Source organism: Brevibacillus brevis (assembly GCF_031583145.1).
In the GTDB taxonomy this organism is placed as follows: domain Bacteria; phylum Bacillota; class Bacilli; order Brevibacillales; family Brevibacillaceae; genus Brevibacillus; species Brevibacillus brevis_E.
The window spans coordinates 4,168,115-4,192,174 of the sequence record NZ_CP134050.1; the positions used below are offsets into that span (position 1 = coordinate 4,168,115).

Genomic DNA, 24,060 nt, shown 5'->3' on the forward strand with positions numbered 1-24,060 from the left:
TGTTTACGTCCTCCTTCCGTCAGGCCATTTAACATAATTGAGCTTGTGTAAAACCTTTTTTGTCCCAACCCGGTATGCTACGCTCACCACAAGGAGCGTGATCGTATGGAAAAGTCGTTTTACTATCCAGTCCCCTGGCAGGAGGTCAGCTACCTTCGTGATGCCTTAGTCTCCATGGAGATTCCATTTCTCATTGAGCAGGATGACTGTCTTGATCTTGCCGCAGGCCAAGTCGCCTTCGTTTTCCCGGAAGCTTTATAAGCTAGGAAAAATCAACAGCCCTTCTCTCCTCCCAATTAGGAAGAGTCGGGGCTGCCTTGTTCAGTCCATATAGCTGAATGTCCTCAACGATTCGTTTGGTTAGTCTCGTATTACGTGCCACAATCTTGTTGTTCTTAATCGCAATTTGCAAGGCTTTTTTGGTTCCCACCAAGACTACTTTGGATTCGGCTCGGGTGATTCCGGTGTAAATGAGATTTCTCGCAAGCATGATGTAATGACTGGTCGATACCGGTATGATGACGATGGGAGCCTGCCCTCCCTGCGACTTGTGTATGGTGATACTATAGGCCAGTTGAAGCTCATGTAATTCTTCCTTTGTGTATGTCACCGCTTGGCCGTTGATCGTGCAGTACAGACCTTTCTCTTCCGTTACGTGCCCTTCTTTGTCCAGCAGGTAATCAATCCGATCAATCTTACCGATATCGCCGTTATAAACCTCTTTCGCGTAGTTGTTTTTGGTCTGAATAATCTTGTCCCCGACTCGAAAGACTGTTTTCCCGACCACGATTTCTTCCTTATTGGGGGCAGAGGGATTGAGGGTTTCCTGGAGCACACGATTCAGCTCTTCTGTTCCAATGGGTCCCTTTTTCATGGGACTGAGGACAAGAATATCTGCAGCGGTGTATCCAAGCTGCGTAAACCTCACGACGCTGTTCCGAATCGTAGCAGCGATCTCTTCCGGCTTTTCCCGCTGGATGAAGTAAAAGTCCTGTTTCGCTGGATCAATGACAATCGACTCGCCTTTATTGATCCGGTGAGCATTGGTAACAATCTGGCTGTTTTGCGCCTGGCGAAAGACTTCTGTGAGCCGCACGTGCGGAACGCCAGCGTCCAACATATCTTTTAGTACATTTCCTGGGTTCACGGAAGGGAGCTGATCCTGATCCCCTACCAGTAGTACTTTCGTTTTGTTCGGGTTGATCGCTCTGAACAGCAGATCGGCCAGCTGTATGTCCATCATGGATATTTCATCGACGATGAGTAAATCTGCTTCAAGCGGATTGCTTTCGTTGAATTCTGGCTCCTCTCCCGGCCGGAAGTTAATGAGTCTGTGAATGGTGGCCGCATCCAGTCCGGTTACCTCCGTCAGTTTGCGGCTGGCCCGTCCTGTCGGTGCAGCCAAAGCAATACTTGCCACTGGGTTAAGCCGTTGATACACATCAATGACGGCTTTTACGCTTGCGGTTTTCCCGCATCCTGGACCACCGGTTAAGATCAACAGGTTTTCAGTGAACAACTTCCGGATCGCCTCACGTTGTCCTTCCGCCAATACGATTTTGGAACGTACCTGGTAGTCTTTGATGGCAGTATCGATAGCAGCCATGTTTACGTTGTTACTGCCGCTTCGCATAAATTTGAGCAGGAGTTGGGCCAGTCTCTTTTCGGAGCGATACAAAAAAGGAGGATAGACTCCCTCTTCCTCAATAATGAGGCGGCCGTTTTCCTCCAGCTGAAAAATCCCCTGTTCTACCTCTTCCCGTGTAATGTGTACGTCCGTGTTGTGGTTGAGAACCTTCAGAACCTCATCGATCAACTCTGCTTCTGGAATGAAGCAATGGCCAAAATCGAAGCACATCTTTTTCAGAACATAATCCACACAGGATTCAATCCGGAACATCGAATTGGGCATGATGCCTATTCTTTTTGCGATTTCGTCTGCCTTAAGAAAGCCGATGAGATCCAGTTTGGTGAGCTGGTACGGATTCCGCTTGATAATGTCCAGCGTGTTGGAGCCAAACTCTTTGTAGGCCTTCACGACAATACTTGTACTTATACCGTACTGTGACAGCTCCATCATGATCTGTTGAACCTCAAACGATGCCCGGACACTGGAGACAATAGAAGATGCCTTTTGCTGACCAATTCCACGGATCGGCAGCAAGCAGGCTTCTCCGTCTTTCATGATAATATCTAATGCGTTCTCACCAAGGACATCAATAATCTGCTTGGCTCTTTTCTCTCCGCAGCCTTTCACCAGGGACGAAGAGAGGAAAGCAATCACCTGTTCCTTGCTTTTCGGAATCGGACGTTCCCAACGCTCGACACGGTACTGTTCGCCAAACTGGGGATGTTTAAACCAATCGCCGTAAACCGTGATTTTCTCGTTTGGCTCTACCCCATAAATAGTCCCGATGATGGTAATTTCTTCGCCATCGTCTTGCTTAAGAATGGCAACAATGAAGTCGTTGTTCGGTTGCCGAAACTTATAACGGACTAATGTTCCGGTTTTCACACTCAATGTTACACCTCCTCGTTGTGTCACTTTTTTGATATAGTAGTTTTAAGTTTGGTAACGAAATCAACTCGGGTTACAGGCTTACACTATGGATCAAACAACATGACCTCATCTCTCCCCCCAATAAAACATAATAAACAATGTAACAAGCCAAAGGATGCCAGCTATTATTTTCGCTCGTTTAAACGAATCCATTGTTATCTGCCTCCATTGTTTTTACTTCAACAAGAAGTACAGCTCAAATAATGCAAGCTAATATCCACCAAGTGGATGAAATGTTGTCCACAGGGCAATTTAACTCGCATCTGAGCTCCTCTTGAGCGATAATGCTAATGTTTGTTTTGTCCGCCGATGAACGAGCAGCCACATATCGGGCAGTTTTTTGCTTAGCAGCCAATCCTTCGGATTAAGGTCACAGCTAAGAAGTACGAGTTTTTGCGTTCGTGTCAAGTTTTTCCCGTTTTTCAATGTCTCAACTCCTTCTCCTTAATTCCACCGTCAAGCCACTGATCCCCGATGCCTCATATCTTCTTCAATCAGTACCGGCAGCCACTTGATTAGCCATTCTGTCGGGATGAACACGTTGGGTTGGATCGCCTGGGGCAAGTGTCGCTTAATCAAATCAAGAACAAAGTCGTAAGAGAGAGAAAGGACCCGCTTGGGTTTTCGACCGATCTCCCTTTCCTCTATCCTCTGCCCAATCGAACTCACTTTTTGTTTGAAGCGATCCACCATCTCCTTGAAAGACACGCACTTACGAACCACGTTTTCAGCCTTGGCTTCTTCAACTGCAGCCTGGATCTCAACCGCCTGAACAGTGTCAGTCTCTTTTTCAGGTAACACCAGGCGAATCTCCGGCTCCAATTCTGTACCGAGATTACGAGCCATGCGTTCCATCTCTTCCTGAGAAGTAAACAGCCGCTGTTGAATCTGCTGCCACTTCCGAACCAACCCGATCACAAATGGGATGCCGCTTGTTAAAACGCAATACAACTTCTCCAGTTGATCGGTGGTCCAATTCATCAGATCGGCACCGATAAACAGGTAGCTTTTCACCCCCTTTTCATAGCTATATTTGACTCGGCTGGAAACCTGAGAGACCCCCTTCCGGAAGTGACATACAACCACATCTCTCAGGAACGCGTATGAATCATCGGACTCAGCCAGCATTTCAATTTTCTTCTTGAGAAGATTCAAAACGTTGTGTTCCCGACCGCTCAAAACCATCAGCTCAACGTATTGCATAACGACCCCTCCCCACTTTTTTCCGAATCTGACCACTAACAAATGGACAAGCGCCTTTATGATCGTGTCCTTTTGTTACTACTCAGTTTCAACTTGTAAGAAAAACGATAGGGAAGACTAACTTCCCCTGAGTAACCACTACTTTTTGGTATCTGTGCATATGGATTCAGCTTTTTTTAATCCAGGTTCCGTAAGCAAAAAGGGTGACGAGAAACCTGTTTCCTTCAAATTGGACTGAGCATCTTGCAGCTCAATGAATGCCTTCTCTACCAGGGAACGTTCCATATGGATCTCCCTCCTCGGATTCCGTTGTTGGGTGACAGATCTGGATCAAATACCGGGCATCATACTCCTCCGTGCAGCATGACAATCGCGTAAAGTGGAGATAATGAAAACAGCGAGTAGGAAAAAGCAGGAATAGAACTAAGAAAGAGAAACAGCTAGAATATTCAAAAAGATGTTGAGTTACTAGGCCGAAGACTTGGTGTTTTTCTGTTCCTGTTCACGCATCCAGGCGTCGATGCTCTCAACTCGGAAGAAAATGCGGGAGCGAACCCGAAAATGCGGGATTTCCTTTTTGCGAACCATCGCGTAAATCGTGTCACGGTGGACGCCGATGTATTTCGCACATTCAGCGGGGGTCAGTATTCCTTGATTCATGAGTATCACCTACTTTATGGATTAACCTATCAGGCGGATTTATCTTCACTCATTTTTTGAGCGTTATCTTCAAAAAAAAGATACTCAATTGAACGTTTCAAAACCTTTGCAATCCGATACGCAGTTGGCAATGACGGTAATGTATACCCTCGCTCGATATTTGAAAGCATTGCACGAGAAAGATTTGCCATGGCTGCCAGATCGTCTTGGGTCATCCCACGATCTTTACGTGACTTAATTAAATTCTGGCGAGGGGCGAGTTTTTTTTCATTTCCTTTCACCTCACTTTGTTAAGCTCATTTTTTGAACCTTGCAATTATAATATACGCTCGATAAATGAGCGTGTCAATGGTTTTTGTTCAAATATTGAGCGTTTATTTTATGAACGTTATTTTGTAGAATGGAGGCAAGAAATGAGCGTGATAATAATGGGGTTTAAAGATAGACTTAAGGAACTTCGGTCAAAAAAAAGGCTAACACAAGAGGCTCTTGCAGCAGCCTTAGAAATTCCGGAATCGACGATCCGCCGTTATGAATCGTCTGATGATAACATTCCGAGGCGTGAGCGCTTAGAAAAGATTGCCGACTACTTCGGGGTTTCCGTCGATTATCTCCTCGGTCGTACTGACGATCCTGCCCCTTCCGACAAAAAGGACGATAAAGAGGCACGCATGGGCCTTGCCTTTATTACTGGCGGAGAAGATCTTACCGAAGAGGAAGCTGAGTATTTAAAAGAGAGCTTGGAACTGTTCCGTAGGATGAAAGAAAGACGAGCGAAGGAACGGGAAAAATAATCCTTTATTCTAGTGCTTCATAGCCCTTTGGGCTATTATTTTCACCCATAAATACGAACAAATGTTTGTTTAGGAGGGGTTTGTGTGGATTTGTCGCTCTACAAAATGACTCCACTTGAGGAATGGATTGCTGAAAAATACCTCGCACATTCCATCTTCACGCCAGAAGACCTTGATATTCACCGGATTGCAAACATTTATGGGGGTGAAATATCCTATCTCCCGACAAAATCTCATGCCCGTTGGATTGACGATGGCTCTAATGATTTTATGATCATTCTCGACTCTCGTTTGGACGAGCCATCTGCTCAGAGCGAATTTTTTCATGAACTTTGTCACCCGCTCCGCCACGTCGGTGATCAACAAATGCTCCCCAAGGCGTTCCGGGACTTGCAGAAAACGCAAGCATCGCAGTTTCAGTTATACGCCGCTATTCCCTTCTTTATGGTGCTGGAACTGGATTTGCCAACATACGAGAAAGATGTCCCCATGTACTGGGCTCACGAATTTCGGGTTCCGCTTGACCTCGCAACACGTCGATTCAAACAGATCAAAAATCGAATCAGCCAGGAAGAATACAGTCAGAGGATTGCTACCTATCTTCAGAGTCAGTACAGCAAAGCAAATCCCACAAACTGGTCAGACGAAACAAAAGGCTCTTTCTGACTGCAATAAAAAGAAAATTTCAAAAAGGACAAGGAGTTGTAATACGATGAAAATTGCAGTTTTTTACGATTATTTCGAGGGGGAGATGGCCCCGCTCTGGTACGTCATCAATTTTCGGAAGGGGGAACTTGATTGGAACAAAGATATAGCCTATATCCCCATAGCTGCTCCCTTCCAACGACAGGGAGCGGAAGATTTCTCGTCGGACAGCATGGGGATAACGGTGACGCTTGCAGATCTGACCGTGAGCGAAGATAAACCAGGGAAGTTCGGGATTCGGCTTGACCCTCTCCGTAGGCGCGCAACGGAAAACATGCAAGATTATTGGGATGCCGAGTTTCTTATGCTGCAGGTGGCAGACCTCGAAGAGCTCCTGCAGATGAATCCATGGAGGTGAACCAAACATGGCAAGCATTGAAAAACGCGGCGCTAATTCTTGGCGTTTAACCGTTGAATTGGGGTATGGACCTAATGGAGAACGGTTGCGCGAAAGAAAAGTCATCAAGGTTGAAGATCCAGCGTTATTGAAAACAACGAAGAAGCTCAGAGAATATCTGGAAAGTGAGTGGCTTAAATTCAAGATGGAGGTTGAGGCCGGTGAGTATATTTCCCCCGAAAAGATGACATTGGCTGGGTTTGTTGACGAATGGAGAGAAAAGTATGCCAAACGAGAACTAAGTGCTAAAACATTAGAGAACTATCTGATCCAAATTAATAACCGGATTATTCCTGAATTCGGCCACATGCGTCTCGATCAGATCAAACCTCTCCACATCGTCACCTTTATAAAAAAACTTGAAGAAGAAGGCTCCCGGAAAGACGGCAAGGAGGGAAAGTTATCGTCTGGGATGATCGAATATATCCACCGCGTCTTGAAAAATATATTTAACCGTGCTGTTGAGTGGAAGGTAATTAAAACAAGCCCAATGGACGGGATAAAGAAGCCGAAAGTTGAACAGGCCGAAATGAGCGTATATGACGAAGCTGAAGCTCACCAACTGTTCTTGGCATTGGAACGTGAAAAGCTGATGTGGAGAGTCATGATTGCCTTGGCACTGACAACTGGCCTGAGAAGAGGAGAACTGCTTGGATTGGAGTGGAAAAATGTTGACCTGGAGGCCGGTACCATTGATGTCCGCCAATCGCTTACTTACGTGAAGGGGATCGGCTACGTTGTAAAGGAACCAAAGACAAAAAATTCGGTCCGGATCGTGTCCATTCCCCCAAGTTTATATCATGATCTGAAGGCGTTGAAAGTTCAGACTAGCAAGAAACGGATGCAATCAGAGGAACTATGGGAAGGTGGCGATCGATTCTTCGTCTTTTCCTCCTGGAACGGAAAACCACTTTACCCTTCCAGCGTAAAGACTTGGTGGTCACGTTTTACGAAGCGGCACAAGCTGAAGTACATCCGTTTTCACGATTTGCGACATACTTCGGCCACTCTTCTTATTAACAAAGGTGTCCATGCCAAGATCATTTCAGAACGTCTCGGACATGCTAACATCCTTACGACCATGAACATTTATGGTCACGCTTTACGATCTGCTGACCAGGAGGCTGCTAAACATTTTGAATCTCTCTTCGACAGTCAGCCGAAAAGTAAAAAGGCCTGATGGTCACAACGGCCAAAAAATTCGTCCCCAGCCCGTCCCCAATTATGAGTTTTGACGCCTGTATTAGTCTTTTTCAGGCGGTTATTACAACAAAAAAAGCCTTGATTTTCAAGGCTTTTGGCGTTTCTGTTATGGTGATCCGGACTGGGTTCGAACCAGCGACCCCCACCCTGTCAAGATGGTGCTCTCCCAACTGAGCTACCGGATCATGGGATATGTTGTGATCGTCAAACAGCTATGTACTCGTTTCATGGTGGGCCCTGTAGGACTCGAACCTACGACCAATCGGTTATGAGCCGACCGCTCTGACCAACTGAGCTAAGGGCCCCAATCGCACCGGACGTCGATCACATTTATTACTATACAGCATACGAAAACGAAATTCAAGAGGAAAAATATAATTTCTAGTAATTTTTTCACTCCCACCAAAAGACCTTCACTAAGACAGGTCCGAAGACATTCCTCCGCCCTCAATTTCCCAGTAAAAGTCAATACCGGGTGAAGATAAAGAACTCAAGATCAAATCAATATCTGGTTAGGTTAAAGACCCTTAGGTCGAATCAATACACGAGTAGGAAAAAAAGCTCTACTTCAAAACAGCCCCCGGGGAAGAAGCACATCTAGATCTAGATCAAAATCTAGATCAAAGAAATACAGCCGATAAAACCAATGACCGAAACACAGCATGCAACAGACATACATCTGAAATTACTCTAGCCGCGAAGTGACTTTAGCTTCGAAACTGATCACCCGTGAGGAGCGTAAAATGGCGCGTAAAACGGAGCTTAAATGGGGCGTAAAAGGGGCCTAAGCAGTAAGAATGTAACAAATGCCTGTATTTCCCCAGTTCCATTATAACCTATTACCCCATATCCCAACCAAACAAAAGACGAAAGGATCCCTCCCCCACTCCTTACTCCATCCCCCAACGCAAAAAGCCACCTCCCCAGGCTTCCCCAACATTACGGCACTCCAAGTACGCAAAGGTTCCACACACTTGCCTGGGCCTGCCGTAATCCCTCCCCCCAGGGAGAATGGCTTTATTCATCCCGAATGGATCGACCTTTCTTACTCAGGTAATAAACAAAATTCAGGCAACAACCAAAGAAAACGGTTTTACGAAAGACTTACTTTCTCGCTATCTGAAAGAATATTTCTGCCCAACCCAACCAATTACCCAGCCTGCCCCGCCTTCTTGTCATCCTGCCCCTCAATCCGCAGTTCGGCTGCCGGCTGCTGCCCCAAGGCTTCCTGCCTCGCCAGCTCGGCCTCCTGCTCGTCCCGCATCCGGTGGGCCATCCGGCTGGACGCATTGGCCGCGACGCTTGCCACGAGGTCATCCAGGAACGTATGCACGCGTCCACCAGCTGTTTTCGTATCCAGGCGTTTGATGACGCCCACCTTGTGTTTATCCAAATGCCCGAAGGTCGTCACCGCGATGCTCCCATACCCGAAAACGGAGCCGAGCGCCAGTGTTTCGTCGCAGCCGAACAGCCCTTCGTCCGAAGCGATGATCGACTGGAGCGGTTCGGACAGAAGGCCCTTCTCCGCCAGCGTATCCAGCTCGATCCCGACCAGAATGGCATGCTGCATTTCGCGTTTTTCCAAGACGGCCTTTACGCTCTCGATACATGGCGCCATGGTCAGGTCGGGATGGTAGGGCGACTGCATGAGGTACACGATCTCGGCAATGTCTTCCACTGTGACGCCCCGCTCCGCCAGGCGCGAGAGGGCGGCGTTTCTGACTTCGATGCTGTGCACTTGCTTCTTCATAAGAGACAACCCCTTCCGCAAATCGAGTGAAGTCGTTTCCTACCATAGTATCATACGGTGACAAAATTGCGACAATTTTTCACCGACAGTGGAAAAGCTTGAGGCGCTGCAAGTGCGTTCTTCCGTTTTTAAACCCCCGCCGCTCCTGTATAATATTCACCAGAACATCCTGAAGGAGGACAAACCTGTGGCTCTTGAGGAAATCGTCTTGGACAGCCGGCATCTGGGAACGCCGGAAAAGCTGATCGTCTACACCCCGGAGCGCTATTCTCCGCTCTACTCGTACCCCGTCCTCTACGTGCAGGATGGCGATGACTATCTGGCGATGGGCCGGATGGCTACCCTATTGGACCGGATGATCCGGGAGAAGGAACTGCCCGACGTGCTGGCCGTCTTTATTCCCGTGGACAAAAGCAAACGGCAAGCGCGGTACCATCCCGATGGACGGGAGCATCTGGCGTACCGGCGTTTTCTGGCGGAGGAAGTCGTCGGCTATGTCGATACGCACTATTCGACGGAGACGCTGGGCAATGCGCGGGCGCTCATCGGGGAGTCGCTCGGGGGCGTCGTTTCCCTGTTTACCGCTTTGGCGTACCCGCATACGTTTGGACAGGTCGCCTGCCAGTCCATTGCGATGGACGCCGAGCTGAACCGCCGTGTCGCCGAGACGGACTTTACCGTTCCGCTCACCGTCTACCTGGAGATCGGGACAGAAGAGACGGCTGTCTCCTCCGCACGCGGCACACTTGACCTCGTCGCGGCCAACGAGGAGCTGCGCGACATTTTGCGCACGAAAATGGCCACCCTCGTCTATGAGACCTTTGAGGGTGACCATACGTGGGGCCATTGGCAAGCCAACCTGCCGCGTATGCTGCGGTCGCTGTTTGGGTAAACTTACCGTGGCTGTTCTTCTTGCGGGCCTTCGTCCTTCACTGGCGTCACCAGTGCCTCTTCAAACTCCACTTTGCGGATGGCGGAGAGGATGGTGAACGTCAGCACGGACAGCAAGAGCAGGACAAGAAAAATGAAAGTGATCATCATGGCCATATACATGCTGTGCGGCACCTCCTTGCACTACACAGTGTTTCCTGCCGCAGGAGGAATATACGGACACGCGCTTAACATTACACAAATGAAGAATTTTCTGTTAAAATAGCAGAATAACCAGAGAAAGATGCTTGCTAGATAGTGAAGGAGGAGTGGTTCTTATGATGTACAGTATCGTCGTATTCCCGTCCAGCAAGGTGCAAGAAGTAGCCAACTCTTACCGGAAGCGTTACGACCCGGCTTATGCTTTGATCCCGCCGTACATCCGCTTGAAAGAGGGCTTCGAACTGGATGAGACCCAATTGCCGCAGCTGGTCAGTCACCTGGAGCAAGTCGCCTCCTCTACCGATAGCTTTACGGCCCAGTTCCATCGGGTATCTACCTTCCATCCGACTACCAACGTCATCTACTTGGCCATTCAAAATAAAGAACCGTTTACCGAGCTGCACCAAAAGATCATCAACCAATGTGTGTCCGAGAAAGAAACGTACGCGTACGTCCCTCACCTGACCATCGGGCGCGACCTGTCTGACGACGAGCTACGCGATGTGACCGGACAGCTCAGCATGGCGAAGATCGACCTGACCTCGGAGATCGACCGCTTCCACCTGATTTATCAGCTGGAGGACGGGATCTGGAGCGTCTACCAGACTTTCCTGCTCAAAAAGTAAGCGCCCGCTCGATCGCTGCGGCTACGATTCGCACCTGCAGATCGATCCCTGTTTGGCAGCGCCGCGAAGCACTCCGGGACTGGCGCATGTTCCAAACTTATACCGCAACACCCCGACCCTCCCTGACCTCTTTTAGGCAGGGAGGGATCTTTTGCTCATATAAAGGACGTGTCATTCCATGAACAAAACCTATCTGATCCAACCAGTCCACTCGGAAAAGGAAATGGCGGACGCCCTCTCCGTGCGCAGAGTCGTCTTCATCGAGGAGCAGGAAGTGCCGGAGGATCTGGAGATCGACGAGCATGACGCCGTAGACAGCGGCACGATTCACTTCGTCGCCTACGACGGAGATAAGCCGGTCGGTGCCAGCCGTCTGCGCCCGTATGCACCAGGCGTGGGCAAAGTCGAGCGCGTAGCCGTCACGCAGACGGAGCGCGGCAGCGGCCTGGGCCGTCTCATCATGCAGGCGATGGAGCAAACGGCGCGGGAGCAGCAGTACCAAACCTTGAAGCTGAATGCTCAGACGCACGCCCAGCGCTTCTACGAAAAACTCGGCTACCAGCCGCACGGCGACGTATTCGACGAGGCGGGGATCGAGCATATCGCCATGGTGAAGCAGCTGTAGGAGCCTATTGATAAAGAAGCCGGTCGAAACGCTTTTTGCCCAAGTGTTTCGACCGGCTTCTTTCTGTGAAAGGGGAAATCTTACTTCCTCCCCGCTTTCCTTTCCTCCGCAATCTCCCGCAGTCTCTCCACGGCCTCCAGCGGGGCGGTATGCGAGCCCAGCATGGCGTGAAACGGCTCTTCTCCGCGCCATCCGTGGAAATCGGAGCCGCCCGTCATGACGAGGTCGTGCTCGTTCGCCCAGGCGGTATAGCGCTCGCGCTGCCCGGCATCGTTGTCCGGATGGTAGACCTCGATGCCGTCCAGGCCGAATGCGATCAGCTCCTGCACCAGCTCATCGTCGTCGTACAGTCCGGGATGGGCCAGGACAGCTGCTCCGCCCGCCTCCTTGATCAAGGTGATGGCTTCCTGCGGCGCGATCCGCGGCGGGTTGACGTAGGCCGCGCCCCCCTTGCCCAAGTATTTGGCAAACGCCTCGTCAATCGACGAAACGACCCCCAGCTCGATCAGCTCTTCGGCGATGTGGGGCCGCCCGATGTTTTTGTCCGTCCCTTGCTTGCGGCGGTATACATTCTCCAGCGTGATCGGGATGCCGAGCTCCTGAAGACGGGCGATCAAGAGCTGGTTGCGCTGGTGTCTCGTTTCCCGCAGGCCGACCAGCTTCTCCTGGAAAGCCGCGTCCTCGTACGGCACGAAATAGCCAAGCACGTGAATATCCTGCCCGCGCCCGACCGAGCTGACTTCGACCCCGGGAATCACCTCCACCCCCGATCCGGCTGCCGCTTCCATCGCTGCCGCTACGCCTCCGACCGTGTCGTGATCCGTGATCGCGACGGCAATGAGCCCCGCCTCTTTGGCCAGGCGTACGTTTTCGGCCGGATCGCAGGTGCCGTCGGACGCTTTCGTATGGGTATGCAAATCTGCCTGCTTCTTCATACAGGTCCACTCCTTCTTTTCTTTTTCCGCGAGTCTGAATCCGGATCGCCCTACATAGGATGATACCAAACCCGATTTCCCAAAGGTTGAGCCGAGGAGGATGTCCATGCGGTTAAAAAACAAAACCCTGACCGGTGTCGTGCAGCCGCTCTCCTACGTAGACAAGATGCTCCGACTGCAGGGCTTTCAACGATCAGGAGGGGACGCCACGCCCACCTATGATGTCGTCATCTACGACTCCGCCAGCAGCAGCACGTACTTTTTGCGCATTCCCACGAACTTCACCCATGCGACGACCGGGAAAGGCGAGCTTACCGTCAAGCTGGGGCATCCCTATCTGGAAGCGAAGTTCTACATGAACACCGCATCCGACGAAGTCTTTTTCATCCCGAAAGCCGTCCGCGAAGCCGCCGAGCACAAGCTGGCGGAAATCGCCGACTACCTTTCCTCACCCTCCGCACCATCCTGATTCTTACGCTTTCTTCCACAACCATTTGTTTTGATTGAACCGATAGACGACTCGTTGCTCTTTCAAAAGTCCTGCGAGGTATCCCATGAACGCCGTCCGATACAGGACAAAACTGGAGGCGTTCTCCACGGAAATATGCAAGCGCTCGCAAAGACGAGCCAACGCTTCTTCCAGCGTGCTCTCTTCCTGCAAAATCTCTTCGATTCGCGCGTAAATGCTGCGATGCAGCCCGATGTTTTTGTCCACAGCCGCTTGAGGGGAGGTGGTGTAAGGGCCGTGCCCAGGCACGTAGCCTTTGTAATGGGTCTGCAGCAGTTTTTCCAGGCTGACGATTGTCTCATGCGCATCGACGAGAAATGGAAGCTTGTGCTTTTCCAAGAGTTCTTCGCCTAAATAACTGTCGGCGGCAAAACAGATGCCATCGCAGACGACGCCTGCTTGCTGCCAGCTGTGCCCCGGCAGGGAAAGGATAGAAAACGGCACACCGTCAATCTCGAACTCCCCCTCTACAGGAAGGAGGTGGTCCACCCGAGAAGCGTTTGCAAGAAGAAACTTGTTTTGCAAATCCGGGAGCGGGTCTGCTCCGAGATTCAAGTAGATCGGCTCCAGGATCGGATAGCGGATGATCGCCTCTTCCAGCGGCGGTGCGTACACCTGCGCTTCCGGCCAGCAGCCGAGCAGGTAAGCGTTGCCGCCGAAGTGGTCGGCATGAGCATGGGTTTGTACGATGGCGCTCAAGGGCTGGGCAATCGCGTCCAGCCCTTTCTTCAATTTTTTTGCGGTTTGCGTATCCAGGCCCGAGTCGATTAGAATCGCCCCGCGGGATCCCAGGACCAGACCAACGTTCACGTGACCGGGAAAATAGCCGACTCGCTCCGTCAACATTTCAAATGGATTGGCAGACAAAGACGTCCCTCATTTCAGCTTTTCCTATATAGTTTCTCCATAAATTTCCCCTTCCCTTCCCCCTCACCGTTTTCCCTGCCGCTGGCCTTCTACCGGGTAAAATGATCCACGCCGGACCAGGTCTGTTTTTTGCGTACAGCGCCTTCGCCAAGCGGCCCAATGACGATATACGGAGGACGCCTGCGCCTGATTCCGCTGAACATGTGCGTAGTCGCCGCAACAGCCGTAATGGTGATCAGCGAGAACACCATCCTCTCCAAGCCGATCGTATGCAGCGAACAAGCCACGATCATGCCGTCGATCAGAAAGATCAGCAGGCTCACGGGAATGGCAAACCGCCGGGCGAGAAACTGGGCGAGCAGGTCCGTTCCCCCTGTATTGGTTTCGTAGGCCAGCATCAATCCGATGCCTGTCCCGATCAACGCCCCTCCCGTCACTGCCGAGCTGGTGACGCTCCAGTGATTCCAGCTTCGCATCCCCGAGAAAATATCGATAAAGAAGGAAGAGATGAGCATCCCGTGAAAGCTGTGGAAAAACAGCCGGCGGTCATAAAAAAACGCCACGGCGTACACCGGAATGCTGACGCCGATCATCACGAGTCCTGGCGGCAGCTGCACGTAATAGCTCGCCAACAGGCCGATTCCGATCATGCCCCCGTCCATCAGCCGATGCGGCACGAGAAACAAATTGACGCCGACTGCCACGAGAATGCTTCCAGCCAGGATGGCGGCCGCTTTTGTCAGCCAGTACATCATCCTCCCCCCTTCCTTTGTCCCTTCCTTTGTCGCTCGTTTATGTGTATGATGCGAGGCAATTCGGTATGTCCAACCATCTGCAAGTATGCTCGGACGGGTCGGAACGTTTTGACTGTTCCGCAGACCTGTTGGTATACTATCCAATAACAAGGAACATGCGAATGTTTGCCTGATTTTGATCGTACATTGGAAATACCATTCTCTTTCATACGGAGGTGAATTCTCCTCCTTTCGCACGGCGGGAGGATGGGGGTATGCTTGGAGAGTCCGATAGGGGAGCTTACGCTGAATCTGCTGCTCGTGCTGTTTTTGGTATTATTGAACGGTTTCTTCGTCGCAGCAGAGTTCTCGTTGGTAAGAGTTCGCCAAACCCGTCTGACCCAGCTCGTTAGCGAAGGCAACCACAAGAGCGCCCGCTACGCGCAAAAAGTCACCCGGCAACTGGACGCCTACTTGTCCGCCTGCCAGCTCGGGATCACGCTGGCATCGCTCGGCTTGGGGTGGGTCGGCGAGCCTGCCATCGCCCATTATGTCGAACCCGTGATGGCATTTTTTCATTTTCCGTCTTATTTGGTCGGCCCGGTTTCGCTGGCCATTGCTTTTGCGATCATTACCTTTTTGCATATCGTGATCGGCGAGCTGGCGCCCAAATCGCTCGCCATTCAGAAACCAGAGGCGACCTCTCTGTGGACGGCAGGGCCGCTGCTGTTTTTTTTCAAGCTCAGCTATCCGCTGAACCGGCTGTTGAACGGTGCCGCCAATCTCTTTATCCGCCGGCTGGGGATCGAGCCCGCCTCTGAAAGCGATTTTGCCCATACGGAAGAAGAGATCCGCCTGCTCGTCAACCAAAGCCACAAGAGCGGCCATATCGACCAGACAGAGCTTGCCCTCGTAGACAACGTCTTTGCCTTTTCCGAACGCCTTGCCCGGGAAATCATGATTCCCCGGATCGACATGATCTGCCTGTACGATGACAATACGTTCGAGGAAAATCTGAGCATCATGAGAGAGTCGCGCCATTCCCGCTTCCCCGTGGCGCACGAGGACAAAGACCGGCTGATCGGCTTTGTCCACACCTCGGATTTTTACCTGTCTGCGTTGACCACGGGCCAAGCGGAGCTGAAGGACTTCCTGCGTCCGCTGCTGACGGTGCCGGAGTCCATGGAAATCAGCCACGTGCTTCGTCTGATGCAGAAGCGGCGCTCTCAACTGGCGATCGTCATCGACGAGTACGGCGGCACAGCCGGCCTGCTCACGATGGAAGACATCCTCGAAGAGATCGTCGGGGACATTCAGGACGAATTCGACGAGCATGAACGCCCTGAAATCGAGGAGAGCTCCCACAATGCCTGGTCCGTTTCCGGCAAGACGCTTTTGACAGAGCTCAGCGACTACATTACGATTGAGATCGTGTCCGATGAAGTCGACACAATTGCGGGGTGGCTGTACAGCCGGCTGAACGAGGAAGTGGGCAAAGGAAAAGCCGTCACGTTCCAAGGCTATCAGTTCACGATCAGCGAGCTGGAAAACCACCGGATCACCCGCGTGGACATAACGCAGATGGGGGAAGAAATCGATTCCCCCTCCATCTCTGAAGATACCGTGCTGTCGCACGCGCAATCTTCCTGACAAACCAACGTGCGAGTGTCCCCTGCGGCCGGGGGGCACTTCTTCTTTCCTTACTTACTATCAGCCTGAGGTGTCCTGATGAAACATGCCATTCTCGAAAACAAACCCATCCTGCTGAGGCCGGAGACGTACAATCGCATTCCGTTCTGGCGAATGGCAGCACGGCAGGATCAGGTGCGCTGTCCCGTCTGCGGATCGCCTCTGCGCCTGATCGCAGGCATTACGTTTGAGCCGTACTTCGCGCATCCACAGGCATCGGACGGACCGCCTTGCCCGGTCTCGTCACAGGAGGATGTCCTTTCTCCTGACTGGCTTCAGGCACAGGAAGAAGCAGCCGCTGCCAGCGCCGCTTCCGAGGCTGCTGTAGAGGACAAGCCTGCCGCAGACGAAGAAGCGGAGATGATCGGCTCTTTTCGCTTGCCGAAAAAGCGGAGCATCGCCAGCAGCGCGACATCTCCTTCCCCTGCTCCCAAACCGCCTGTTTTTCGCAAGCGCCTGACGCCCAAGAAGACGATCCAGCATCTTGCGGAAAAACAAAGTGAACCGCTGCATCCCGGCCAGCAGCGTGCCGTCCACACCACCGACGGGCCTCTTTTGATCCTGGCTGGCGCGGGCAGCGGCAAGACGCGCGTGATGGCGGCCCGCACGGCTCATCTGATCAAAGACATCGGCCTGTCGCCGAAACAGATCATGGTCGTCACCTTTACGACCAAGGCTGCGGAGGAAATTCGCCAGCGCATTGCCCGGCAGCTCCCGCCCAATCAAGCCCGAGAGCTGGTCGCCGGCACCTTCCACAGCATTTTTTACCGGATGCTCCTGCACCATCAGCCTGGCCGTTGGGACCAGCAGCGTCTCTTGAAAAAGGAGTGGCAAAAGTGGCGTCTCCTGCGGGAATCCGGCGTTCTCCTGGGACATGAGGAGCTGGCGGCTTTGAAGGAAAACGAGGCGCTCGACGCTCTCGGCGTGGTCAGCCGTTGGAAGAACGAATACATCCTCCCCCGCGAAGCTGCGCTGCGGGAAGCGGCAAGCGATGCAGAGAGACAGGCTCTGATGCTGTATCCGCTCTATGAGGAAGCAAAGAAAAAGCTCGGCTGGTTCGACTTCGACGACATGCTGATCGGCTGCTACGAGATGCTGCGGGAAGACGCGCAGCTGCTCAGCCGCTACCAGGAGAGAATCACCCATGTGATGATCGACGAGTTTCAGGACATCAACCGGATCCAGTACGAGACGGTCAAGCTGCTGGCCGCGCCGCAAAACAACCTGTGCGTCATCGGTGACGACGACCAGTCCATCTACGGGTTCCGCGGCAGCGATCCACGATACATACTGGGCTTTACCAAAGACTTTCCCGACGCCCAGACGATCACGCTGGAGGTCAATTACCGTTCGCACGCCTCCATCGTCAGCCTCGGTTACTCGCTGATCGGCCACAACCGGGAACGCTGGGCAAAAGAATGCCGCTCCTTTCACATGGAAGAGGGCGACGCTTACTTGTTCGAGCCGGAAGACGAGGAAGAACAGGCGTCCCGCATCGTCGATGAAATCCTTCATCGAACGGAGCAGGGCGCTACGCTTGGAGAGTGCGCCATTCTGTACCGCACCAACGAATCGGCGCGCCCGATCGTGGAGCGGCTCAGTGAAGCGGGCATCCCTTTTCACTACACCCAGGAGGAAGACTCCTTTTACCAGCGGCAGACCGTCCGTTGGGCCCTGCACTACTTACGGCTCGCGCTCAATCCGGACGACACCGACGCGCTGAAGGAAATCTTGCCCACTCTCTACATTTCCCACGAGATGTGGAACACGCTTCGCAGCCAGGCGATTCTCGAGGACGTGCCGATTTTGCATGTCCTCCCCCGTCTGACCCAGCTCAAGCCGTATCAGCGGAAGCATTTGCAGACGGTAGCCGACATCCTCGCCTCCTGCCGCGAATGTTCGCCGGCTCAGGCGCTGGAGCTCGTCTTTGAGGACGGCAAGCTCCGCGATTACTTGAAAAAACGCGCACGCAGCCGGGAGGACGGAAAAGACCGCTGGAGCGACGAGCTGCAGCAGCTGCTCTCGGCATCCAAGCGCCATGCCACCGTCGCCGACTTTTTGCAGTACATCGACCAGATGGCACAGCGCGAAAAGGAGTGGCGCACGCAGCGGCCACTCCCCGATGAAGCGGTACACGTCCTTAGTATTCACCGGGCAAAAGGCCTCGAGTACGACCACGTCTTTCTGCCCGACCTCGTAGAAGGCGCCCTGCCGCACGAGTATACGCTCGACGAGCTGCGACGGGGCGGAAATGCCGCTCTCGAGGAAGAACGCAGGCTTCTATACGTCGCCATTACCCGGGCCCGTCACACCTTGTGCATCGGGATTCCCCGCGAGCGCTTCGGCCGAAAGACCCGGATCTCCCGCTTCGTCGCCGAAATGGGCAGGTAAATACTGAAAGCCGCCGCCCATGTAGATCAAAAATTCTTCCATATTCGTAATCAGCGGAAACATAAAACAGGCTCCCTTCCTCGCATTTACGTACAGTGTGCGCGGGAGGAGAGCCTGTTATTCATAAAGGAAGGATCAACCGCCGATGATGTTGTAGCCTGCGTCCACATGCAGGATTTCACCCGTGATCCCGCGGGACAGGTGGCTAAACAGGAACAGAGCGGTATCGCCCACTTCGGATTGATCGATGGTCCGGCGAAGTGGCGCCTTCTCTTCCATTTCTTTGAGTACCGAGTTGAAGTTGCGGATTCCTTTCGCGGCCAATGTGCGTATCGGGCCGGCCGAAATGGCGTTGACGCGGATGTTTTCTTTCCCCAGGTCGTTTGCCAAATAGCGAACGGAGGCATCCAGCGCCGCCTTGGCGACACCCATGACATTGTAGTTGGGGACAGCGCGCTCGCCGCCCAAGTAGGTCATCGTGACAATGCTGCCGCCCTCTGTCATCAGCGGACGAGCGGCTCTGGCCACGGCCACCAGCGAGTACGCGCTGATGTCCTGCGCCAATGCGTAGCCTTCACGCGAGGTATTGACGTACTCGCCTTCCAGTTCTTCCGTCTTGGCGAAGGCGATGCAGTGGGCCAGTCCGTGGATGACACCCACCCGCTCCCTGATGGCAGCGAAAGCCGCCTCGACATCTTCATCCTTGGTGACGTCACAGGCCACCAGCAGCGACTCCTTGCCGAGCTTGGCGGAAAGCTCCGCGACATTCTCGCGCAGGCGCTCTCCCTGATAGGTAAAAATCAGATTGGCGCCTGCGTCGTGAAGCGATTGGGCGATTCCCCAAGCAATGCTGCGGTGGTTCGCCACTCCCATGACTACGATGTTCTTCCCCTGTAACAATGTATTCATAGCGCACATCGGCCCCCTTCCAACATATTCCACATTATAACCGATCTTGTCCGCGGTTACGAGAGGATGGGAAAGGGTTTTTGCGACGGCTATTCGTTGTCAAAGAAAGAATCTGTCGAACCGTCAGGATCTGCGGGATCCCACCACGGCTCTCCCAACGGATTGAGCGATGTCCCCATTTCCGGGAATTCGGATGGCAGCTGAGCGAAATCGTCCGCTCTCCTCCACACTTGCTTTCGTTCCATGCGACCCGACTCCTTTCACGCGTAAGTCATTTCTGCCAGTCTTTTCTTAGAGTGACATCCGACCATCGCGTTTATACATGCGCATGGCTTCCCGACAAGTACGCCGTCAGCAGCATGTAAGCCAGTATCGCCCCGAAAAAGTACACGCCAAGCTGCGCTCTCCTCGCATGCTGGATATAGGGGACGAGGTGGCTGGCGGATACGTATAAAAAAATTCCGGTCGTGAGCGCCAGCATCACCGGCGACCAATCAGGGGGAAACATCCGCTCCACCGCACCCATGCTGCACGCCCCCACGACGGTAGCGATTCCGAGCGAGGTAGCCCCCCAGAAAGCCATTCGCCGGGAACGTGTAGCCGCAAGCAGCAGGGATGCGACCGTCACCCCGTCCGGAATCTTGTGCAGCAGCATCGCGAACAAAACCGATACGCCGACTTGCGTGTCCATGCGGAGGCTCGCGGTCAAGGAGACGCCTTCCACGAAAGCGTGCAGCAAAAACCCGGTCAATACCCCGATGACCCCCGTCGATCCAAGGTCTCCTCCCGATTTGCCCATCGCCTCGATAGCGAACAGGACGGCAAATCCGACCAGGACAAACGGCATCATCCGATGGTTTTCCCCCTCCAGCACATGCGGCAAAAGGTCCAGCAGCGTGATGGCCAAGAGCAGGCCCGCCCCCGCGCTGATCATGGCGAAAAGCGATTCCTCCGACCAGGCGCGCATGCAGAGCATCAGCCCTCCGATACTGCTGGCCGCCGCAGCAGACAGCAAGACAATCCAAAAAACAGACGACATCGTGCGGTCCTCTCCTCCGCCTAAGTTGGGTAGGGACAACAATCCCTTCCATTGTACGCGCCTGTCCCGTGCATTATGAGAGTTTGCGCTCTTTTGACAAAAAACGCAAAGCTGTCCGAAACGGACGAATCCCCACTAGTTTTTAGAACCTTTGTCGATTCCCTCTTGCCGGGAAAAAAATGGTGCTATAATGAGTCCACCGGGAATATCGAGGGGAAAAAGGGAGTGATTCGGGATGGATGTACAAGTTTGGATGGCTTCAAAAGAGGTAGCTGATCGCCTTGATGTACACGTTCGCACACTGCGCAACTGGCTGGACTTGTTCGTGCCGGCACACGAGCGACTGAAAAATCCACAGGGTCACTATTTGATCAGCGAAACAGGCTTCGCCCTATTGAAGGAAGTAAAGGAACGGAAAGATAATGGGAACAGCTCCCTTCGCGACATTCAGCGGCAGCTCATCGAAGAAGGACGGATCCCGGAAGAAATGCTGCTGGCCGAGGAACTGACCGCGGCGGAAGAGACCGCCGTCACTGTCTCCGCTCCGGCGAAGCCGCAAACCGGGCTGGGCGAAATCGAGATGAGCGTCCACGAGGCCCTGCAAAAATTCCAGCATGAACTGACGCAGCTCGGCTCCCTGAACCATATGCAGTCGACGATCTTGCAAAAAATCGCGGACATCGAAGAGCGGCAGGAGTCCCTGCGCCTGGAGATGCGCCGCGTGACCTTTGAAATGGATCTGATGCAGCAGCGTCTGACGCGGCGCAAAGAACGGTACGCCCGCCACGAGCCACGCTGGTCGCTAAATCCATTCCGCTGGTTTACCCGGTCCGATCGGGCAGCAGAGCAATAACCGGGCGAGATTCCGCCTTCACCGTATGGCGGACAAGCCGCAAAAACAAAGCTGAGACGACTGCCGTCTCAGCTTTGTTCATTCCCCCGCATGCTCCCGGCTGTGCCGGCTTCGCTGCCAGTATCCGAGCAGGAGAACCACCGCTACGATCCCTGTCTTGAGAATCGTCGTCCCCAGCGCTCCCCACTGCGCGAGCCATTTTGCCACTACCGGTTCGGTGACGATCATGTTGACGGCTGCCCACGCCAGCACGGCCGATCCCACATACACCAACCACGCAAATCGTTCCATCGCCTTCAGGATCAGCTGGCTGCCGAACACCATCAACGGGACGCTGATGACAAGGCCCAGCACGATCAGCAGAAGGTTGCCGCGCGCCGCCCCCGCAATCGCCAGCACGTTGTCCAACCCCATCATCACATCCGCCACCACAATCGTTTTGACCGCTTGTACCAGATCCTCAGTCGATTCGATCCGGTTATCCTCCTCCTCTTCCTTCAGCAGGTTGTAGCTGATCCAGAGCAGAATGAGGCCGCCGATCACATACAGGTAAGGGATCTTCAGCAGGTAGACGGCCAGCACGGTCGCGATTACGCGCACGATCACCGCGAGGAAGGTCCCCCAGAGAATCGCCTTTTTTCTCTGCTGTGGCGCGAGCTTTCGGCAGGCTATGGCAATCACGACGGCATTGTCGCCACTCAGGACGATATTGATGGTAATAATGAGCAACAGAGACGAGAAAAAAACGGACATATCCAGCGCCTCATCCCTCCGTTCTTTTTGTCATGGAAGTCAAAACCGGGCAAAATCGGGAAACGGATGCACCCGGGTGTTCTGTCCGGGCTTGTTGTCCGCATGGGAATTCAGTATGATGATAAGGAGGAGGGTTGTCGAAATGTCGAAACAATTCGTTACCGAGGCGATCATGCTGGCTATCTACGGGGAACTGATGTCCCCATCGCAACCGGTAGAATATCTGATACCCGCATCGACAATCTATGAATTGGACGAATTTATCCAAAGCCCGGAACCAATCATGCCGAACATCGGTGACGATCAATATGTCCGAAAGATCATGCAGGAGATGAGCCAGTTTTTCCACGATCCGTTCAACCGCAAACGGCTGGAGAAAGGCTTGATCGCTCCGTGGTCCAAAGTCCCGTTTACTTTCCCGAACGGCGTCACCCTGACGATCGTCAAGGTCGAAGACAACGCGATGTGGGGGGAAATTTTTGATCCCGTCGAGACACAGCTATTGCTTACGTCCATGCGATTTGAAATCCCGCTGATCACCGACCAGCCGGATTATCAGGATCGGATTTTGGAATACATCGTACCCGTTCAATTTTATGATGTGGACGACTTCGAATTCGCCCTGGAGCAAGGGATATCACTGACCGAACTGCGGGAGCCGTAGACGTCGAAAAATCGGATTGGCCTCGAATGGCGAAAAACAGACTGGCGATGCTGCCCGCATGCCCGTCTGTTTTTTCTTTGTATTAGTATGGCCTTTTCTCAGGACATAATCGGCTCCCCCGGGAAAAATCATCCCTGCGGTGGTTTGTCCATGGTACAATATGGGTATAGAATGGGAAAGACGTTCGGGGAGGAATACCTGCATGGAACTGACGAAACAAACGCAAGGAGCGAAGTGGGACACGGAGGGAGCTGCCGCTCAATCCATCCTGTTCAAAATGGGGAACGAATTTTATGGACTGTCCATATCCCTGGTGCGCGAAATCATCAAGCCGCTCCCGATCACTCGTTTTCCCAAATCCCCGCCGTACGTGGAAGGAGTCGTCGATCTGCGCGGACGGATCTTGCCGATCATCAACCTGCGGAAAATGTTTGGCCTCGAGCCTGTCGCGGAAACCGATGATACCCGCTTTGTCGACTTGCAGCTCGAAGGCCTCGACGTCGGCATCATCGTCGAATCGGTATCGGAAGTGATGAACATTCCGGAGCGCCTGATCGAAGCAGCTCCTCCCATCGTGGCCGGAGTTGAGGGCAAATACTTGCAAGGGATCGCCCGTCTGGACGACAAGCTGATCATGCTGCTGGACGTAAATGAAATCTTTGGACAGTGGAAAAAGAAATCCTAAAAAAAGCGAAAACCCAGGACCGCAAAATGGCTCTGGGTTTTCGCTTTTTACAGCAGATCGTTCGCCATGAGCAAGTAGACGGCCAGACTGGGCAGCGCCACGCACAGGAGATGGACCATCCAGCGCATTCTGCTTTTGTTGCTGGACCTCTCTTTGGCATGATTGGCGTAATAGGCAGCCTGCGTGTCGGGAAGCATGGCGGAGAAACTGATCATTGCCGCAAAAAGAACGCAGATACCGAGAAGGTAAAACGACAGCGTCTCTACGAGCTCCAGATTATTCCGGAGAAGACCGATGATCCACAGGAGACACTGGAGTATGACACCCGTGACCAATGATTTTTTCAAAGGCTCACTCCTCCTTCTGTCAGGAAATCTACAAAATATCCCAACTCTCTGTTTTTCTACTGTTCTGTCAA

At 52.8% G+C, this 24,060-nt stretch carries 30 protein-coding genes and 2 tRNA genes; 14 read left to right on the forward strand and 18 right to left on the reverse strand.

The annotated features are described in order from the left end of the window. Window positions 1-105: 105 nt before the first annotated feature. A complete protein-coding gene (locus RGB73_RS20715; protein ID WP_238501321.1) occupies window positions 106-261 on the forward strand; it encodes a hypothetical protein in 156 nt (51 codons plus the stop codon). 1 nt (window position 262) lies between these two features. On the opposite strand, the gene recD2 is transcribed toward RGB73_RS20715, so the two are convergent. The 6 genes from recD2 to RGB73_RS20740 form a co-directional block, all read right to left on the reverse strand. Continuing rightward, the gene (gene recD2 / locus RGB73_RS20720) at window positions 263-2,515 is read right to left on the reverse strand and encodes an SF1B family DNA helicase RecD2 (protein ID WP_238501365.1); all 2,253 of its coding nucleotides are present in this window, start codon (window positions 2,513-2,515) and stop codon (window positions 263-265) included. A gap of 297 nt (window positions 2,516-2,812) precedes the next feature. Beyond that, window positions 2,813-2,986 (reverse strand): DUF6906 family protein, encoded by a 174-nt coding sequence (locus tag RGB73_RS30640; protein ID WP_396136119.1) that lies wholly within the window; start codon window positions 2,984-2,986, stop codon window positions 2,813-2,815. 30 nt (window positions 2,987-3,016) lie between these two features. Continuing rightward, complete coding sequence (locus RGB73_RS20725) at window positions 3,017-3,763, reverse strand: hypothetical protein (protein WP_238501319.1); 747 nt, start codon at window positions 3,761-3,763, stop codon at window positions 3,017-3,019. A 138-nt stretch (window positions 3,764-3,901) separates the two neighbouring features. Then, window positions 3,902-4,048: a hypothetical protein gene (locus RGB73_RS20730; RefSeq protein ID WP_238501318.1), complete on the reverse strand. Its 147-nt coding sequence runs from the start codon at window positions 4,046-4,048 to the stop codon at window positions 3,902-3,904. Window positions 4,049-4,231: 183 nt separating this feature from the next. After that, on the reverse strand, window positions 4,232-4,423 hold the full coding sequence (locus RGB73_RS20735; RefSeq protein WP_024983297.1) for a helix-turn-helix domain-containing protein: 192 nt from the start codon (window positions 4,421-4,423) through the stop codon (window positions 4,232-4,234). Between the two features lie 29 nt (window positions 4,424-4,452). Then, window positions 4,453-4,704, reverse strand: coding sequence for a helix-turn-helix transcriptional regulator (locus RGB73_RS20740; protein WP_310764621.1), 252 nt, complete (start codon window positions 4,702-4,704; stop codon window positions 4,453-4,455). 132 nt (window positions 4,705-4,836) lie between these two features. Between RGB73_RS20740 and RGB73_RS20745 the strand changes: the two genes are divergently transcribed. The 4 genes from RGB73_RS20745 to RGB73_RS20760 all read left to right on the forward strand — a co-directional run bounded on the left by RGB73_RS20745 (window position 4,837) and on the right by RGB73_RS20760 (window position 7,499). After that, window positions 4,837-5,217 (forward strand): helix-turn-helix domain-containing protein, encoded by a 381-nt coding sequence (locus RGB73_RS20745; RefSeq protein WP_238501315.1) that lies wholly within the window; start codon window positions 4,837-4,839, stop codon window positions 5,215-5,217. Between the two features lie 84 nt (window positions 5,218-5,301). After that, window positions 5,302-5,883, forward strand: coding sequence for an ImmA/IrrE family metallo-endopeptidase (locus RGB73_RS20750; protein ID WP_310764622.1), 582 nt, complete (start codon window positions 5,302-5,304; stop codon window positions 5,881-5,883). A 46-nt stretch (window positions 5,884-5,929) separates the two neighbouring features. Next, entirely contained in the window at window positions 5,930-6,280 is a 351-nt protein-coding gene (locus RGB73_RS20755) for a hypothetical protein (protein ID WP_238501310.1), read from the forward strand. A 7-nt stretch (window positions 6,281-6,287) separates the two neighbouring features. Continuing rightward, window positions 6,288-7,499, forward strand: coding sequence for a site-specific integrase (locus tag RGB73_RS20760; protein WP_238501308.1), 1,212 nt, complete (start codon window positions 6,288-6,290; stop codon window positions 7,497-7,499). Window positions 7,500-7,631: 132 nt separating this feature from the next. Here RGB73_RS20760 and RGB73_RS20765 read toward each other — a convergent pair. The 3 genes from RGB73_RS20765 to RGB73_RS20775 all read right to left on the reverse strand — a co-directional run bounded on the left by RGB73_RS20765 (window position 7,632) and on the right by RGB73_RS20775 (window position 9,272). Next, window positions 7,632-7,707 (reverse strand) — tRNA-Val (locus RGB73_RS20765). A 43-nt stretch (window positions 7,708-7,750) separates the two neighbouring features. After that, a tRNA-Ile gene (locus RGB73_RS20770) sits at window positions 7,751-7,827 on the reverse strand. An 845-nt stretch (window positions 7,828-8,672) separates the two neighbouring features. After that, window positions 8,673-9,272, reverse strand: a complete 600-nt coding sequence (locus tag RGB73_RS20775) for a phosphatidylglycerophosphatase A family protein (RefSeq protein WP_310764623.1) — start codon at window positions 9,270-9,272, stop codon at window positions 8,673-8,675. 187 nt (window positions 9,273-9,459) lie between these two features. Here RGB73_RS20775 and RGB73_RS20780 point away from each other — a divergent pair, with 187 nt between their 5' ends. Then, a complete protein-coding gene (locus tag RGB73_RS20780; RefSeq protein ID WP_310764624.1) occupies window positions 9,460-10,164 on the forward strand; it encodes an alpha/beta hydrolase in 705 nt (234 codons plus the stop codon). A 2-nt stretch (window positions 10,165-10,166) separates the two neighbouring features. Here RGB73_RS20780 and RGB73_RS20785 read toward each other — a convergent pair whose 3' ends face one another. Next, on the reverse strand, window positions 10,167-10,325 hold the full coding sequence (locus tag RGB73_RS20785) for a hypothetical protein (RefSeq protein WP_203353080.1): 159 nt from the start codon (window positions 10,323-10,325) through the stop codon (window positions 10,167-10,169). A 155-nt stretch (window positions 10,326-10,480) separates the two neighbouring features. On the opposite strand from RGB73_RS20785, the gene RGB73_RS20790 reads away from it, so the two are divergent. After that, the gene (locus tag RGB73_RS20790) at window positions 10,481-10,990 is read left to right on the forward strand and encodes a YjcG family protein (protein ID WP_310764625.1); all 510 of its coding nucleotides are present in this window, start codon (window positions 10,481-10,483) and stop codon (window positions 10,988-10,990) included. Between the two features lie 178 nt (window positions 10,991-11,168). Then, a complete protein-coding gene (locus tag RGB73_RS20795; RefSeq protein WP_310764627.1) occupies window positions 11,169-11,615 on the forward strand; it encodes a GNAT family N-acetyltransferase in 447 nt (148 codons plus the stop codon). Window positions 11,616-11,695: 80 nt separating this feature from the next. Here RGB73_RS20795 and RGB73_RS20800 read toward each other — a convergent pair whose 3' ends face one another. Continuing rightward, complete coding sequence (locus RGB73_RS20800) at window positions 11,696-12,550, reverse strand: PHP domain-containing protein (protein WP_310764628.1); 855 nt, start codon at window positions 12,548-12,550, stop codon at window positions 11,696-11,698. Between the two features lie 106 nt (window positions 12,551-12,656). On the opposite strand from RGB73_RS20800, the gene RGB73_RS20805 reads away from it, so the two are divergent. Next, entirely contained in the window at window positions 12,657-13,019 is a 363-nt protein-coding gene (locus RGB73_RS20805) for a hypothetical protein (protein ID WP_310764629.1), read from the forward strand. Between the two features lie 3 nt (window positions 13,020-13,022). Here RGB73_RS20805 and RGB73_RS20810 read toward each other — a convergent pair whose 3' ends face one another. Next, the gene (locus RGB73_RS20810) at window positions 13,023-13,925 is read right to left on the reverse strand and encodes an MBL fold metallo-hydrolase (protein ID WP_310764630.1); all 903 of its coding nucleotides are present in this window, start codon (window positions 13,923-13,925) and stop codon (window positions 13,023-13,025) included. Between the two features lie 89 nt (window positions 13,926-14,014). Further along, on the reverse strand, window positions 14,015-14,680 hold the full coding sequence (locus tag RGB73_RS20815; RefSeq protein ID WP_310764631.1) for a YitT family protein: 666 nt from the start codon (window positions 14,678-14,680) through the stop codon (window positions 14,015-14,017). Window positions 14,681-14,926: 246 nt separating this feature from the next. Between RGB73_RS20815 and RGB73_RS20820 the strand changes: the two genes are divergently transcribed. Next, window positions 14,927-16,309 carry a hemolysin family protein gene (locus RGB73_RS20820; RefSeq protein WP_310764632.1) on the forward strand — a complete coding sequence of 461 codons (1,383 nt, stop codon included), beginning with the start codon at window positions 14,927-14,929 and terminating at the stop codon, window positions 16,307-16,309. A gap of 78 nt (window positions 16,310-16,387) precedes the next feature. Next, window positions 16,388-18,739 carry a UvrD-helicase domain-containing protein gene (locus RGB73_RS20825; protein ID WP_310764633.1) on the forward strand — a complete coding sequence of 784 codons (2,352 nt, stop codon included), beginning with the start codon at window positions 16,388-16,390 and terminating at the stop codon, window positions 18,737-18,739. 135 nt (window positions 18,740-18,874) lie between these two features. On the opposite strand, the gene fabI is transcribed toward RGB73_RS20825, so the two are convergent. From fabI to RGB73_RS20840, 3 genes are all read right to left on the reverse strand, one after another. After that, window positions 18,875-19,648, reverse strand: a complete 774-nt coding sequence (gene fabI / locus RGB73_RS20830; RefSeq protein ID WP_310764634.1) for an enoyl-ACP reductase FabI — start codon at window positions 19,646-19,648, stop codon at window positions 18,875-18,877. Window positions 19,649-19,737: 89 nt separating this feature from the next. Next, window positions 19,738-19,893: a hypothetical protein gene (locus tag RGB73_RS20835; protein WP_310764635.1), complete on the reverse strand. Its 156-nt coding sequence runs from the start codon at window positions 19,891-19,893 to the stop codon at window positions 19,738-19,740. A gap of 71 nt (window positions 19,894-19,964) precedes the next feature. Further along, a complete protein-coding gene (locus tag RGB73_RS20840) occupies window positions 19,965-20,687 on the reverse strand; it encodes a ZIP family metal transporter (protein WP_310764636.1) in 723 nt (240 codons plus the stop codon). A 235-nt stretch (window positions 20,688-20,922) separates the two neighbouring features. Between RGB73_RS20840 and RGB73_RS20845 the strand changes: the two genes are divergently transcribed. Then, window positions 20,923-21,540 (forward strand): MerR family transcriptional regulator, encoded by a 618-nt coding sequence (locus RGB73_RS20845; RefSeq protein WP_310764637.1) that lies wholly within the window; start codon window positions 20,923-20,925, stop codon window positions 21,538-21,540. Between the two features lie 78 nt (window positions 21,541-21,618). Here RGB73_RS20845 and RGB73_RS20850 read toward each other — a convergent pair whose 3' ends face one another. Then, the gene (locus RGB73_RS20850) at window positions 21,619-22,293 is read right to left on the reverse strand and encodes a TerC family protein (protein WP_310764638.1); all 675 of its coding nucleotides are present in this window, start codon (window positions 22,291-22,293) and stop codon (window positions 21,619-21,621) included. A gap of 142 nt (window positions 22,294-22,435) precedes the next feature. On the opposite strand from RGB73_RS20850, the gene RGB73_RS20855 reads away from it, so the two are divergent. Beyond that, window positions 22,436-22,957: an ADP-heptose synthase gene (locus RGB73_RS20855; RefSeq protein ID WP_310764639.1), complete on the forward strand. Its 522-nt coding sequence runs from the start codon at window positions 22,436-22,438 to the stop codon at window positions 22,955-22,957. Window positions 22,958-23,159: 202 nt separating this feature from the next. Further along, window positions 23,160-23,642, forward strand: coding sequence for a chemotaxis protein CheW (locus tag RGB73_RS20860; protein ID WP_310764640.1), 483 nt, complete (start codon window positions 23,160-23,162; stop codon window positions 23,640-23,642). A 47-nt stretch (window positions 23,643-23,689) separates the two neighbouring features. On the opposite strand, the gene RGB73_RS20865 is transcribed toward RGB73_RS20860, so the two are convergent. Continuing rightward, window positions 23,690-23,989 carry a hypothetical protein gene (locus tag RGB73_RS20865; RefSeq protein ID WP_310764641.1) on the reverse strand — a complete coding sequence of 100 codons (300 nt, stop codon included), beginning with the start codon at window positions 23,987-23,989 and terminating at the stop codon, window positions 23,690-23,692. Window positions 23,990-24,060 lie beyond the last annotated feature (71 nt).